This window comes from Gordonia lacunae (genome assembly GCF_002149015.1).
Taxonomy (GTDB): Bacteria; Actinomycetota; Actinomycetes; order Mycobacteriales; family Mycobacteriaceae; genus Gordonia; species Gordonia lacunae.
In genome coordinates, this window is the sequence record NZ_NGFO01000013.1 from 86,985 (window position 1) to 101,657 (window position 14,673).

Sequence of the window (14,673 nt, forward strand, 5' to 3'; positions counted from 1 at the left end):
GCTACTCCTCGGGGAAGCCGGGGTTGCAGCCGGCGCCGACCATGTCCTCCTCGGCGACCACGGGGCGGCCGGGCTCCAGATTCCAGCTGGGCTTCTCGGGTTCGACGATCCGCGCGAACCGCCAGTGGCAGTCGAATTGGGCCTGCATGCCGGGGGTGTCGGCGGTGGGATCCGACGCGACGACCTCCGCCCATGCCGCGGCCATCGCGCCGGGCTCGGTGGTGTGGCGCCCGGAGTCCGTGGGGAACACCGAGAGGCTCGGGCCGACCGCGGTGTCGGTCCATTCGGTTCGCTCGATGTAGGGCGGGCGGTAGACGACCGCCGGAGCACTCTCCGTGGGCGAGTACGGGCCCGACGAGTACGAGGTGGGCGACGGACTCGCCATGCTCGAGCCGGTCGTACTCGCGGCGTCCGATCCGGGCTCGGCGGCGTCGGTCCCGCACGCGGACAGGACCGCGACGACGGCCAGCGCGCCGGCCGCGGCACGCCACCGTCGGCGACCCCCGCCGGCCACTCCCGTACCCGCCCTGCGGAACCACGTCGACATACCGACACCTTAGGTGACGGGTAGCCTGCACCTTGTGGTCCACCGACGCACGACGAAGCGGGCGCTCGCGGTGCTCCTGACCGCGATCGCCGTCGTCCTGCCGTGCCTGGCCGGGTGTGCGCGTACCCCCGATCCGGGACCTCCCCAGTCGACCCAGTCGCACCGTGCATCGACCACCCCGACGGGTCTGCTGCTCGATGGAAAACCCTGGTGGCCTGCGGGTTTCAATGCCTATCAGCTCAGTACCGACTGGTCGGTCAACCGGGGGTGCGGTGCCCAGGTGGACGCCGACGGTTACTTCGCCAAACTCCCGCCTCGCGCCCTCACGAGGTTCAACCTGTACTCGGTCTTCGCCGTCGACAAGCGCAGCGGCCTGCTCGACTTCGGTCCGATCGACCGGGTCTTCGAGGCCGCGGCCCGGCACCGTCAGATGGTGTTGCCCGTGCTCACCGGAGGGTCGGGGGACTGTGAGGACGAGCGATTCAAGGAGCGCGACTTCTACGTCGACGGGTGGCGTACCGAGCAGCGGGTCGGCGGACTGTCCTACGCCGAGTGGGTCGAGCTCGCGGTGACGCGGTGGCACGACGAGCCGTCCATCGCCGGCTGGGAACTCGTCGGCGAACCCGAGGCGAGCGAGTGCGGCGCCACCTCCTGCGACTGGCGGGATCGCACCTGTCCCGACGACGCCACGGCGGTGCTGAAGTCGTTCTTCGACCGGGCCGGGGCCCATCTGCGGACCTTCGACGCCGATCGGCCGATCTTCTCGGGTCTGGTGGGCGGCGACCAGTGCGGCCTCGCGGGTGGCGGGTTCACCGAGGTCGGACGCTCGACCGGCCTGGACGTGCTCGACTTCCACGACTACCGCTCCGACGTGGACCCCGAGTCCGGCCCGGCGGGTAGCAATCTGCGCGCGCGTCTCGAGCAGGCGCATGCCCTCGGGAAACCGCTCGTGGTCAACGAGATCGGCATCCACGCCGGCTCGTGCCGATCGGTGGCGAGCCGGGCCCAGCAGTTCGAGACCATCATCGCGCGCCATCGTGCCGCCGGGGTCGCCGGCGCCCTGCTGTGGTCGTTCGTCCCGGATCCGCGTGGCACGCAATGCACCTACGACATCGGACCGAACGACCCGGCGTGGAACGTGGTGCGCGAGAACGCCTCCTGACCGGACAGTCGGTCACACGAGCCGGTACAGGCGCCAGTCCGGTAGATCCGCACCCTGATTGCGCGCCTCGAGCATGAGAACACCGAGCTGGGCGCCGTTCTCGTAGATGGTCGGATAGCGCTGGTTGATCGCGTCGGCCAGTCCCCGGCCGGTCGGTGGGACGGTGAGGAAGTACTGCACGCCACCACCGACCGGGTCGTTGAGCAGCTGCGCGAAGTCGCGATCCGACGGGATGACGAACTGGCGTGGCCGGGTCGACTGGACCACCACCGCGAAGCCGTACACGGTGTCGCACAGGACCGCTCCGTCGGGCAGGTCCATGCCGTCGAGGTACTGCGCGAGCGCCCGCTCGGTGGAGAACGACCGGACGATCCGCTGTTCGTCGAGGTACTTCTGGTCCACCGAGTCCGGACGCGGATCGACCACCGACCCGAGCGCGAACTCCTGCGGCGCGTACTTCGGCGATGTCATCCCGACGGCGGTGACCGGGATCGCGGTGGCCACCACCACGATCACGATGGTCGCGGCGATCTTGTACCCCCACCGCGACGCATAGGGGCGCGGCAGCAGGATGTCGGCGTGGGCTCCCTCTCGCCGCATCGGGACCTGTCGCCGGAGCGGGATCGACATCAGGGCGACGACGGCCGCGAGCAGGATGACCGTCATGTAGAAGCGCAGGAAGCCGAAGGTCGAGCCGCGCGAATAGCCGAACACCTGGAAGGCGAGCACCGCCAGGATCAGGAGCGCAGGCAACAGCGGGGTGAGCCGGTGGCGCCGGGCGCGCACGCCGATCAGCCCGACGATCAGTACCGGCAACAACGGGGCGAGGATGAACATCTCCGTCATCGAGAACCTGATCGCGTCCCCGGTCGTCGACGAGCCGCTACCACCGGACTGCGCGATGATCGCGGCGTTGCCGTACTCGGAGGTGAACTGCGCGAAGGCGTCCCCGGTGATCAGCCATCCGGCCGCCGCCCAGGCCAGGAAGGCCAGCGCACTGGGGGCCAGGATCAGGGTGATGTCGAGCAGCGTGCGCGACACCCGTTTTCGACGGTCGCGGCGCGAGTAGGTCACCCAGCCCACGACGAACGCCGCGGCGAGTGCGGCGGCTCCGCCGTCGTAGCGGGTGAGGTACGACAGCCCGAGCGCGATGCCGGCGACGACGAGTTCGTGGACGTCGTCGGAGGAGACCCACCGGATCAGCCGACGGGAGGCCCACGCGAGGAAGAAGAGGTACGGCGCCTCGCTCATCCCGTTGGCGGCGTAGAGGACGATCATCGGGTTGATCGCGTAGAAGACGGTGAACGTACCTGCCACCAGCGGCCGCAGGCCCTGGTCGCGCGCGATGCCCGACGCCTGGACCACCGAGCCGGCCATGAACGCCGACGACATGATCACGGCCGAGAGCGCCTGCGTGGTCATCTCCGGAATCCAGGGGGTGAGCGCGGTCAGGGGCAGCTGGACGATGGCGGTGAGCGGGGTGAAGACGAAGCCGATCGCGGCCAGATGCGGTGTCCGGCTGAACAGGACGCTCTGTGCCGACTGGACCCTCGACAGCGCGTCACCGAAGAACAGCTGCACCTCGGCGGCGAGGTAGACGCCGATCACGAGATACGGAATCCACGTCGCGAGGAAGATGAGCACCGAGGCCGGGACGCGGCGGGTCACGTCGGCTCCGGCTTCTCGGACTCGTCCGCGGGTTCCGGCGAACTGCTGGTCGACAGGCCGTGGAAGGTCTTCTCCCAGTAGGACGGATTGACCAGGATCTGCCACATGCCCTTGATCGCGGCGACGCTCATCATCAGCCAGTACAGCGGGATCAGGAGCGCCGAGCCGAGCAGCTCGCTGCGGTCGTCCTCGCGGATCGCGACGAGGTTCATGTACAGCGCGGCACCGTTGCCCAGCAACAGCGAGATGAGCGACAGGTAGTAGATGGGCCCGGGGAACAGCTCGGTGACGACCGGTGGCTGTCCGCCGATCCACAGCGCCAGGATCAGCCAGAAGACCATGTTCAGACAGGCGATGACCGGCGTCCCGGCGATCAGCAACGTGAAACGCGCGAACGCGACGGGCCCGAGGATGTGCCACAGCTTGACCGGATGACGCATGTGGACGAGCCACGTCTGCATGTAGCCCTTGTACCAACGGGATCGCTGGCGGACCCAGTTGATGGCGTCGACGTTGGCCTCTTCCATCGTGACCGAGTCGAGCACGAGGGTGCGATATCCGTGGTCGGCGATGCGGACACCGAGGTCGGCGTCCTCGGTCACGTTGTACGGGTCCCAGGCGCCGATGGTGTCGAGGACATCGCGCCTGAAGTGATTCGACGTGCCGCCCAACGGGATCGGCGCCCGGCTGACCATCATGCCGGGGAGCAGGAACCCGAACCAGATGCCGTAGTCGGCGGTGAACCACTCGGTGAGCATGTTGTCGCGCACGTTGTGGAAGCTCAGCTTCCCCTGGACGCAGACCACCGAGTCGTCGCCGGAGTTGTTGAGCACGTGGACCGCCCGACGCAGCTGCAGCGGGTCGGGCTTGTCCTCGGCGTCGAAGATCGTGACGATGTCGCCGGTCGCGAAGTGCATGCCGTAGTTGCACGCCTTGGGCTTGGTCCGCGGCTGGGCCGGCGGTGTCAGGACGACCGTGACGATCCCGTTCTCCTCGACCCCGCGCGCCGCCTCGATCGTCGGCTCGTCGTCCTCCTCCAGGAGCAACAGGACCTGCAGCTTGTCCCGCGGGTACTCGATCGTCTCCATCGCGGCCACCAGTTGCCCCACCACTTCCGGCTCGCCGTAGGCGGGGACGAACACGGTGTAGGCGGGCAACTCGTCGTCCGGGATGGACCGGGCCTCCTCGTCGGAGACCTGAATGGCGCCGTTGACCAGTCCGCGCCGGAAGATCACCAGGCGGTCGGCGATCGTGACCACGTACCCGACGATGGCGATCGACACCAGGGTCGCGCAGGTGCCGACCGGTTCGATCACCATCGCGACGGCGATGATGCCGAGCAGCGTGAAGCCGATGATCTTCTGTATTCGGCTGAAGGCCACCGAGGCCGACATGTCCTCGTCGGCGTTGCGCAGCCGGTTGACGGCGTCTTCGAGGGCCTGCGCGCGATAGTCCGGGTCGGCGAGCAACTCCGGCACCGGGCGCGTCGGCCGTGTACCGCGCGCGACTCCCGGCGCGTCGGCATCGCTGCCGGCGCCGGTGTTGTTCGGCCCGGTGTTGTTCGGCCCGGTGCTGTTCGCCTCGTCGATGCTCATCGCGCCGGCCCTACCCCGGCGCCGAGCTGGGAGCGGATGAGTCCGCCGGCCAGCCCCACGAGCAGGTCCCGGTCCTTGAGCTGCGGGTCGGTGTCCAGCAACACCGAGTTCCCCCGCAACAGGATCGCCATCAGCGAGTTCATGTTCGCCAGGATGGTGATGCGCGGTTCCGGGAAATAGGCCTCGGGCTCGTGGTTGTCGACCGCCCACAGCATGATCTGCTGCGTGCGGTTGCCGTTGTTCCACCGCCACGACAACACCGTGTAGGTGAGATAACGCTCGTCGTCGACCACGCTCCACAGGCGACCGCGCACCCCGTTCGACAGGTCGACCTCGACGGGCAGGCTCGACCGCTCGTCGGACAGGTCGTACCGGAAGATGTCCGGGTAGACGTCGAGGACCAGCGGTCGCCTGCTGTCGACACTGTCGACGACCACCCGTCGGGGGCGGGCGAACTTGTCGAAGGCGCGGTTTCCCCGCGTCTGCAGCATGACCTGCCGGATCAGCACCGAGCCCGGTCCGTAGAGACGAGAGACCCAGCCGTAGGCGCCGACGGACTCCTGCCGCCAGCCGGGTGGGACCACCAGCGGCTCACCGATGCCCAGCTGCGCATACCGGTTGCTCTGATAGATGCTGCCGACCGGCGGGGTGGGGCACAGCGCCAGCAGGATCGCCACGAGGAGCACCACCAGACCGGGGCGACCCACGAACGCGACCTTCGGCGGACTGATCTGGCCGGCGACCGGCGGCGCCCACCGTCGTCCGCCTCGACGCCGGTAGTCGACGAGCATGTACGCCGACGTCGCGAGCGCGGCGATCAACGCCGGATACGGCACCACCACGTTCCGGGGCGCGTCGAGGGCGGCGAAGACGAACAACGCGACCAGCCCGACCCCGCCGGCCAGCAACGCCGCCAACAGCTTCCGGCGCCAGGTCCGGCCCACGGCGATGGCGGTCGCACCGACGGCCATCAGCACCAGGACGAAGCCCGCGGCCAGCGAGGTGCCGCCCATCAGGAGCACCGTCGCGCGGACCGGGGGCGGGAAGATCAGGACGAACAGCAACCACACCCACCGGTAGCGCGCCACCGGTCGCAGGCCGAACAGCATGACCGCCGCCCCGAAGACGAACAGCCACAACGCGAGCAGATCCATGTGGGTCGTCAGATAGGCGCGCGCATACCGCGGATTGACCAGATACTTCATGGCCAGCGCCAGGATCAGCACCACCATGCCGACGATGACATCGGTCTGCCGGTCGTAGATCGGCAGTTCCTCGAAGTCGCGCCACGAGACACCGATGACCGCGATCAGCGCGAGGACCACGAGCACCGGCACGTACAGGATCAGGGTCTGGGCCACGAGTTCGTCGACGACCGCCACGACGGTGTTCCAGAACCCGAGCACCGTGCAGCCGATCAGGAACACCCACCGCAGCGCGACCATCCGCCCCGGGTGGTCGGCGAACACCGCAGGCGGCTTCTCCGGCTTGCGGCGCGTGACGACGCCGACGAGCGTGGTGACCGCGCTCGTCGACGCAGCCGGCCCCGGGTCCGGGGTCTGCGGTTCCGGGGTCTGCGCCGCGGCCGTCGCGGAAGCCTCGGGCACGCCGATCAGCTCTCGGCGGTCCGTTGTCGGCGACGGCGCAGGACGAGGGTCGCGGCGACGGCCGCCACCACCACGATGCCGACCCCGACGACGGCGAACGCCACCCACGACGCGCCGTCCGACGGCGATTCCGAGTCCTGGGCATCGTCATCGACCACCAGCACCGGTTCCTGCCCGGACACCTGCAGCAGGGCGTCACCGTTCAGCGACGGCCACCGATCGGGATCGGCGGCCAGCCAGTCGAGCAGGGCGTCGAGGTCGGCAGGGTCCCGGGTCGAGGTCGCGACCAGCACCGTGCGCCCGGCGTCGCGCGCCACCTGCAGCGAACCGAAGCGCACGGTCGGCGACAGCAGGACCTCGGCGCGCCGACCGTCGGGGTCGAGCACCGAGACCGTGCCGCCGTCGGCGGTCACCGGAAGCGAGAGTTCGGGCAGTCCCTGGCCGTCGGCGGCGATGACGACGGCCGGCGCGGACGCCGACATCGCCTCGTCGAGCGGCACCACGTCGACGCCGAGGCGCACCGCCGACAGTCGCTGCAGGCCGGACATCAGCGCCACGGCGCGGGCCACATCGTCGACGTCACCGGTCGTCCAGGCCAGCGAGTTCCGCGGCATCAGGGCCTGCGGCAACGACGCGAAGCCGGACGGCGTCGGCGGGTCGGCGACCTCGGATCGCACCTCGCCGGACGAGTCCAGGCTCAGCGAACTGCGCACCCCCGTTCCACATTGTTCGCCGACGTCGCCGTGGTTGTAGGTGACGGTGACCTCGGTGTAGCGCGTGAGCAGGTCGGCGGGAACATCGACCCAGGAGTCATAACTGCCGGAGGCGTCCGCGGGCCAGGAGGCGATCACCCGGTCACCGATCGACACCGCGATCTGGCCGCCCATCGGAGTGTAGGTGCCCTTCAACTGCATCCGGATGTTCTTGGACGGCCGTCCCAGGCGGGTCTGGTCGATCCCGAACGAGATGGTCGGCCAGCCCGTCGCGGAGACGCGCTGGTCTCCCACACCGAGTTCGGCGAGGGTGGTGACCTCCGGCGCGAGTTGCGGTGCGGCGAACGGCGGTCCGGCGACCGCCGCGGAGCTGACGGCGATCGACGACAGGTCGGAGGTGAGGAACTCGACCTGCGTCGCGAGGTCGTCCTCGCTGCCACCGATACGCAGCACCGGCCACCCTGCACCGCGACCCAGGCTGAGTCCGGCGGGCAGATCGGAGTTGATGATCACCTGGCGTTCCAGCGGTTCGATCTGCGTGGTGGGCGCGGCGGCGGTGCGCGGCAGCGAGTCCGTCTCGATCTCCACCGTCGCGGCGCCGTAGTTGGCGACCACCGCGGTCGCGAGCGAGACTGCCGCAGCGCCTTCGGCGGGCCGGACGTCGTCGGGCACATAGATGGTCAGCTTGCGGAGGATCGGCGGCAGGAATTCGGCGACGCTGTTCGGTTCCGCCTCCCGGCCGCCGTAGGTGGCGGTGGCGTTCTGGATGCGCAGCCCCGAGTCCGGGTCGAACAGGCACGAGCCTGCGGTGCGCAGATAGGTCCGGAGCACGATGTCGGCGGCGTTGCGCTCCACGCGCACTCCGCGTAGTGACAGCGAGATCGGCGAGTTGACAGTCGGATTGATCGGCGTCCGGGAGATCAGCCGGTTCTCCTGCAGGACGTCGATGGTCCCACCGGTGACGAACGCGGGATACTGCGTGACACCGCGCAACTCGGTCGGCGTGAGATTCGGCGGTACGGCGAGCGACAGGCTCACCTCGCCCTGCTGTCCCGGGAACGCGATGGTCGTCGACGAGCCGAGATCGCGAAGGCTCAGCGGCGCAGGCGGATCACCCGGCGCCGCGTCGGCCTGCGGGGACGTCCACGCCCCCACCGAAGCGATGCCGGCCAGCAACAGGCCGGCCAGCAGTACCGCCGGCCCGCGCCGGCGCGCGCGAGATCCCGTCGCGTGAGATCCCCTCTCTTGAGATCCCAAGGACACGTGCATATGTCACCCTTCGAGTGACCCCCGTTCCCGACCCGGTACCGCCCCGTAGGAAACCTATCGCACCAGACGAGTCGGCACATATTTTCGCTCAACCGGGCTGCCGCTTTGCCCGCGGGCCGACGGTCGGCGGCGGGCGCCCCGACGGATCGATGCCGTTTCGATTCGCGAACGACGCCCCGAACCACCTCCCGACTCTGGGACCATGTCCTGCAGGTCGAGGAGTCCGGCGAACTCGAGGGAGCGCGATGCGACAGGTTCACGCCGGCGAACACGTCGACGGCGGTGTCTACGTCGACATCGCCGACGCGACCATCTGGCACTTCACCGCCGGGGAGGCGTACGGTCCGCCGACCGTGCTGCTCCACGGGTTGTTCGCCTCGGCGTCCTCGTGGGGGACCCAGATCCCCGCGTTCCTCGACGCCGGTCGGCACCTGTTCGTGCCCGAACGGTCCGGTCACGGTCACAGTCCCGACCTCCCGGGTGACTTCAGCCTCCAGCGGATCGTCGAACGCACGATCGTCTATCTCGAGACCGTCGTGGGGCGGCCGGCCCATCTGGTGGGGTGGGCCGACGGTGCCGCGGTCGCGCTGCTCGTCGCCCGCGAGCGTCCGGACCTGGTTCACCGGCTGGTGTTCGTCGGCGGCTACCTCAACGCCGCCGGCCGGGCCGCCGACGCCTTCATCGACCAGGTGACGCGGCGCGACCCGGTCACGGTGGACTACCTGCGCATCTACTACGACACCACGTCACCCGACGGGCCGGAGCACTTCGACGCGGTCTTCGACAAGGCGGTCCGGATGCTGACGACCGAACCCGAATGCGAGATCGCGGCGTTCGCCGGGGTCGAGGTGCCGACGCTCGTGGTGGTCGCCGACCGGGGCCTCGTCCGCCTCGAGCACGCGCTGGAACTCGCCCGGACGTTGCCGCGCGGACGGTTGGCGGTCCTCCCGGGCACCCACATCCTGCCGGTGGAGTCACCCGAGTTGTTCAACCCGCTCGTCCTGTCGTTCCTCGCCGCCGACCCACCGTCGGTGTGGGAGTTCGGCTGACCCCCTTTGTCTTGAGAGAACCACACGCCCCCGCTCCCTGAGGTGCGAGGAGCGCAAGCGACCACCCCCGCTCCCTGAGGTGCGAGGAGCGCAAGCGACCACCCCGGCTCCCTGAGGTGCGAGGAGCGCAAGCGACCACCCCCGCTCCCTGAGGTGCGAGGAGCGCAAGCGACCACCCCCCGCTCCCTGAGGTGCGAGGAGCGCAAGCGACCACCCCCGCTCCCTGAGGTGCGAGGAGCGCAAGCGACCACCCCCGCTCCCTGAGGTGCGAGGAGCGCAGCGACGAGCCACGAAGGGTCAGGCCGGTGAATGCACGCGGTACCACGCCTGGCGGCGCAGGGTGTCCGGGTCGGCCTCGACGTGGTCGGGGTCGTCGAGGACGAGGACCTTGCGGTCGACGGTCGTGAAGGCGGGCCAGCCGAACCCGGGATCGCCGGTGCGGGCGAACCCGCCCCAGCGGGTCTGGACGTTCTTGGTGACCCGACCGGTGGCCGGCCAGTCGGCGAGGGCGAGACCCGCACCCATCGGCGCCCGGTAGGCGCCGAACACGCTGAACAGTTCGGTGGCGTGGGTGGCCCCGAAGCCCGTGGCCTCGAGGACCTTCGTCCGATAGTCGTAGCGGTACACGTATGTCGGCGCCACCGCGCTGTGTCCGTCGGCGAAGGCACTCATCGGCGCCCAGAAGATCGAGTCCCCGGCCAGCCGGATGCGGTCGCGGTCGCCGTCCTCGTAGTGCGAGGCGATCTCGCGGCGGACCTCGTCGTCCTCCACCCGCATCAGCGTGCGTTCGGCGTCGGGCAGCACGTTCCACAGTTTGGCGAACAGCTTGCCCTCGTCGCGGTTGCTGCCGATCACGAGCGGCACCGGCTGGGTCAGCCCGCCCGCGGCGGCGGCCAGCGGCGACCGCGGCAGGAGGTCGCCGTCGATCACCGGCGCGAACGGGATCGCACCACCGGCGGTCTTCGCGGCGAACCGCATCAGCCGGTTCCCCGCCGCCAGCAGCAACGCCGGGTTGGGCGAGGTGAGCAGGCGCTGCGCATGGACGGTGTCGACCGGCGGTTCGTCGCGCTCGAGCGAGGTGGCACGACGCTGCGGGTCACGCAGCAGCCGGACGAATTCGTCCGCGTAGATCGTCGCGGCGTCCGGCTCGACGATCAGTTCCGGAGCAGGACTCTGCGCGATGGCGTGGTGGTAGAGCCCGGTCGTCGACGGGGCCGACAGCAGGGACAGCACCGACGATCCCCCGGCGCTCTCGCCGAAGATGGTGACGTTCCCCGCGTCGCCGCCGAAGGCCTCGATGTTGTCCTGGACCCACTGCAGTGCCGCGATCTGGTCGCGGAGGCCGACGTTGGAGTCGAACGGCCGGTCGTCGGTGGCGAACTGGCCGAGGTCGAGGAAGCCGAACGGACCGAACCGGTACTGGATCGTCACCACGACGACGTCCTGGGAACGGGCCAGGAAGGCCCCGTCGTACAGCGGGGTGGCCGCCGTGCCGAGGATGAAGGCGCCGCCGTGGATGAACACCATCACCGGCCGCGGCGCCGACGAGGTGACGTCGGGCGAGTAGACGTTCAGCGTCAGGCAGTCCTCGGCCATCGGCGCGAACTTGCCGGGCGCGATGGCGGTGAACCGCTTCTCCTGGATCGCCGCCGTTGCCACCTTCGTGCAGTCGCGCACGCCGGGCCAGTCGTGGGCCGGCTCCGGGGCGCGGAAGCGGCGGTGAGCCACCGGTGGTGCCGCGAACGGGATGCCTCGCCAGCTGATGGTCCCCTTGCGCAGCCGTTTCCCCCGGGCGCCCTCGACCACGCCGTTACGGGTGGTCACCTTACTGTCGAGTAATGCCATACCCCCACCGTAGACGAAATGGGAACTCCGTCTACCGGGTCGCGCGTCCCGGCGTCGGCGGGCCGGTCTCGGACCACCGCTGTACCCACTAAAATGCCCCCATGAGTTCCGCCACGGCGCGCATCGACCTGAACGCCGACCTCGGCGAGGGCGTCGGCGACGACGCGGCGATGCTCGGAATCGTCACCAGCGCCAACGTGGCGTGTGGCTTCCACGCCGGCACCCCGGCCGACCTGCTCGCCACCTGCCGGGCAGCGGTCGCCGCCGGGGTCCGGATCGGCGCCCAGGTGTCCTACCCCGATCGCAGTGGCTTCGGGCGACGGTTCATGGAGATGACGACGTCGGATCTGATCGCCGACCTGGTCTACCAGATCGGTGCGCTCGACGCCCTTGCCCGCTCGGTGGGTGGCGCCGTGACCTACGTGAAACCCCATGGTGCGCTGTACAACACGGTCGTCCACCACGCGCAGCAGGCCGACGCCGTGGTCACGGCGGTCCGGAACGTCCACCCCGGGCTGGCCGTCATGGGACTACCCGGATCGGAGATCCTGTCCCGGGCCTCGCGCGCCGGGCTCGACACCATCACCGAGGCCTTCGCCGACCGCGCCTACACCCCGGAGGGCACGCTGGTGCCGCGCGGGACCAACGGTGCGGTGCTCTCCGACAGCGACGAGATCGCCCGCCGGGTGGTCGAACTCGTCACCACGGGGCGGATCGGCGCGATCGACGGGACACGGATCGGCGTGGACGCCAGATCGGTCTGCCTGCACGGCGACACCCCGGGTGCGGTCGAGCACGCGCGCGCCGTGCGGGCGGCCCTGACCGCGGCCGGGATCGACATCGGCACCACGCCGGCCTGACCGGCCGGGGCGACGTCACCGGCGTCGCTGGCGGGCGAACTCGGCGAGGACCACGCCGGCGGCGACCGAGGCGTTCAGACTCTCGACATCACCGGCCATCGGGATGGACAGGATCGAGTCGCAGCTCTCGCGCACGAGGCGCGACAGACCCTTGCCCTCCGAACCCACCACGATCACGGTCGGGCCGCTGCCGTCGTAGTCGTCGAGCGTGACGTCACCGTCCGCGTCGAGACCGACGAGCTGCGCACCCGAGTCGGCCCAGTCCTTCAGTGTGCGGGTGAGATTGGTGGCGCGGGCGACGGGCAGTCGGGCCGCGGCACCGGCGCTGGTCCGCCACGCGACGGCCGTCACGCTCGCGCTGCGACGCGCCGGGATCACCACGCCGTGTCCGCCGAACGCCGCGACCGAGCGGATCACGGCTCCCAGATTGCGTGGGTCGGTGATGTTGTCGAGGGCGACCAGCAGCGGCGGGGTGCCGCTCGCCTTGGCCTCGGCCATCAGGTCGTCCGGATGGGCGTACTGGTACTCCGGCACCTGCAGGGCGATGCCCTGGTGCATCCCGTTGGTGGACAGTCGATCCAGTTCGGGCTTGCCGACCTCGAGGATGGAGATCGCCGAATCGCCGGCGATCTTGACCGCCTCGGCGACCCGCTCGTCGGGTTCGGAGTTGGTCGCGATGTACAACGCGGTCGCCGGCACGCCCGCGCGCAGGCACTCCACGACCGGATTGCGACCGAGGACGTACTCGGGCCCCTCGTCCCGGGCGCGCGCCCCACCACGACCGGTCGCCGACTTCGACGCGGCCTTCGCGCGCTTGTGGGCCGGATGGTAGGGCCGATCAACGGCTTTCGGCGTCGCACCGCGGGCCTCGAGCCCGCGGCGGCGCTGACCGCCCGAGCCGACGGTCTGGCCCTTCTTGGTGCCGTCCTTGCGGATCGCGCCCTTACGCTTGGAATTCCCTGCCATCACGCCTCACCCTTCAGAGCCCATTGCGCACCGTCGGGGGTGTCGGTGACCTCGATGCCGGCCTCGGCCAGCCGGTCCCGCACCGCATCCGCGGTCGCCCAGTCCTTGGCGGCCCGCGCGTCGGCCCGCCGTTGTAATTCCGCGCGCACCAGCACGTCGAGCGCCGAGGTGGCGGCCGACTCGTCGGCGGTGCCCGCCCACCGATCGTCGAGTGGGTCGACGCCCAGGATGCCCATCATCGCGCGCACCGCGGCGGCCGCCGCCAGCGCGGTGGCGCCGTCGCCGGACTCGAGCGCGGTGTTGCCCTGCCGAACCACGTTGTGCACCACCGCGAGTGCGGCCGGAACGCCCAGATCGTCGTCGAGCGCGGCGGCGAACTCGGGATCGACGTCGCCGACGACCACCTCGCCCGCCCGCGCACCGACCCGTTCCACGAACGACTCGACGCGCCGGTAACCGGCGGCGGCCTCGGTGAGCGCACCCGGCGAGTACTCCAGCATGGAACGGTAGTGCGCGCTGCCGAGGTAGTACCGGAGCTCGACGGCGCGGACACGTTGCAGCATCGCCGGGATCGACACCACGTTGCCGAGCGACTTGCTCATCTTCTCGCCACCCATGGTGACCCAGCCGTTGTGTAACCAGTAGCGCGCGAACGGATCTCCCGCACCATGCGCCTGCGCGATCTCGTTCTCGTGATGCGGGAAGATGAGGTCCATCCCACCGCAGTGGATGTCGAACTCCGCACCGAGGAGTGAGGTGGCCATCGCCGAGCACTCGAGGTGCCAACCGGGCCGCCCGGGTCCCCATGGCGTCGGCCACGACGGCTCGTCGGGCTTGGCCGCCTTCCACAGGGTGAAGTCGCGGGGATCGCGCTTGCCGGTTCCCGCGCTCTCGCCCTGGTGCACGTCGTCGAGCCGGTGCCCGGACAGTGAACCGTAGTCCGGCAGGCTCTGGACGTCGAAGTACACGTTGCCGTCGGCGACATAGGCGTGGCCGCGCTCGATCAGGCGCTCCATGTAGCCGACCATCTGCGTGACGAAACCGGTGGCCCGCGGCTCGGCCGACGGCGGCAGGACCCCCAGCGCACGATAGGCGTCGTCGAAGGCGCGCTCGTGGGTGGCCGCCCACTCCCACCACGGCCGTCCCGCCTCGGCGGCCTTCCGCAGGATCTTGTCGTCGATGTCGGTCACGTTGCGCACGAACAGCACGTCGAGACCCTGGTGGGTCAACCAGCGCCGCAGGATGTCGAAGGCGATACCGCTGCGGACGTGCCCGATGTGGGGTACTCCCTGGACCGTCGCGCCGCACAGGTACACCGACGCCTGGCCTGGGTGCAGCGGCACGAAGTCGCGCACCTCTCGGGAATCGGTGTCATACAGGCGCAGGGTCACG

Annotated in this window: 11 protein-coding genes; 3 read left to right on the plus strand and 8 right to left on the minus strand. The window is 70.0% G+C overall.

Annotation, left to right across the window (positions count from 1 at the left end; translation table 11 throughout):
* Window position 1: 1 nt before the first annotated feature.
* Window positions 2-547 (minus strand): DUF2599 domain-containing protein, encoded by a 546-nt coding sequence (locus CA982_RS12940; protein ID WP_086535721.1) that lies wholly within the window; start codon window positions 545-547, stop codon window positions 2-4.
* Window positions 548-581: 34 nt separating this feature from the next.
* On the opposite strand from CA982_RS12940, the gene CA982_RS12945 reads away from it, so the two are divergent.
* Window positions 582-1,709, plus strand: a complete 1,128-nt coding sequence (locus CA982_RS12945) for a beta-mannosidase (protein WP_244176245.1) — start codon at window positions 582-584, stop codon at window positions 1,707-1,709.
* A gap of 12 nt (window positions 1,710-1,721) precedes the next feature.
* Here the strand turns inward: CA982_RS12945 and CA982_RS12950 are convergent, their stop codons facing one another.
* The 4 genes from CA982_RS12950 to CA982_RS12965 all read right to left on the minus strand — a co-directional run bounded on the left by CA982_RS12950 (window position 1,722) and on the right by CA982_RS12965 (window position 8,561).
* The gene (locus CA982_RS12950) at window positions 1,722-3,377 is read right to left on the minus strand and encodes a glycosyltransferase family 39 protein (RefSeq protein ID WP_086535723.1); all 1,656 of its coding nucleotides are present in this window, start codon (window positions 3,375-3,377) and stop codon (window positions 1,722-1,724) included.
* Window positions 3,374-4,972, minus strand: a complete 1,599-nt coding sequence (locus CA982_RS12955) for a glycosyltransferase (RefSeq protein ID WP_244176247.1) — start codon at window positions 4,970-4,972, stop codon at window positions 3,374-3,376. The genes CA982_RS12950 and CA982_RS12955 overlap by 4 nt, the downstream gene beginning before the upstream one ends.
* On the minus strand, window positions 4,969-6,417 hold the full coding sequence (locus CA982_RS12960; RefSeq protein WP_244176253.1) for a hypothetical protein: 1,449 nt from the start codon (window positions 6,415-6,417) through the stop codon (window positions 4,969-4,971). The genes CA982_RS12955 and CA982_RS12960 overlap by 4 nt, the downstream gene beginning before the upstream one ends.
* A 167-nt stretch (window positions 6,418-6,584) precedes the next feature.
* Window positions 6,585-8,561: a hypothetical protein gene (locus tag CA982_RS12965; RefSeq protein ID WP_086535725.1), complete on the minus strand. Its 1,977-nt coding sequence runs from the start codon at window positions 8,559-8,561 to the stop codon at window positions 6,585-6,587.
* A 245-nt stretch (window positions 8,562-8,806) separates the two neighbouring features.
* Here CA982_RS12965 and CA982_RS12970 point away from each other — a divergent pair, with 245 nt between their 5' ends.
* Entirely contained in the window at window positions 8,807-9,610 is an 804-nt protein-coding gene (locus CA982_RS12970) for an alpha/beta fold hydrolase (RefSeq protein ID WP_086535726.1), read from the plus strand.
* Between the two features lie 297 nt (window positions 9,611-9,907).
* Here CA982_RS12970 and CA982_RS12975 read toward each other — a convergent pair whose 3' ends face one another.
* Window positions 9,908-11,455, minus strand: a complete 1,548-nt coding sequence (locus tag CA982_RS12975) for a carboxylesterase/lipase family protein (protein ID WP_086535727.1) — start codon at window positions 11,453-11,455, stop codon at window positions 9,908-9,910.
* A 101-nt stretch (window positions 11,456-11,556) separates the two neighbouring features.
* On the opposite strand from CA982_RS12975, the gene CA982_RS12980 reads away from it, so the two are divergent.
* Window positions 11,557-12,315, plus strand: coding sequence for a LamB/YcsF family protein (locus tag CA982_RS12980; protein ID WP_086535728.1), 759 nt, complete (start codon window positions 11,557-11,559; stop codon window positions 12,313-12,315).
* Window positions 12,316-12,330: 15 nt separating this feature from the next.
* Here CA982_RS12980 and rlmB read toward each other — a convergent pair whose 3' ends face one another.
* Together rlmB and cysS are read right to left on the minus strand one after the other, a co-directional pair.
* Window positions 12,331-13,281 (minus strand): 23S rRNA (guanosine(2251)-2'-O)-methyltransferase RlmB, encoded by a 951-nt coding sequence (rlmB, locus tag CA982_RS12985; RefSeq protein ID WP_086535729.1) that lies wholly within the window; start codon window positions 13,279-13,281, stop codon window positions 12,331-12,333.
* Window positions 13,281-14,672, minus strand: a complete 1,392-nt coding sequence (gene cysS / locus CA982_RS12990; RefSeq protein ID WP_086535730.1) for a cysteine--tRNA ligase — start codon at window positions 14,670-14,672, stop codon at window positions 13,281-13,283. Before cysS ends, rlmB begins: the two co-directional genes overlap by 1 nt.
* Window position 14,673: the final 1 nt, after the last annotated feature.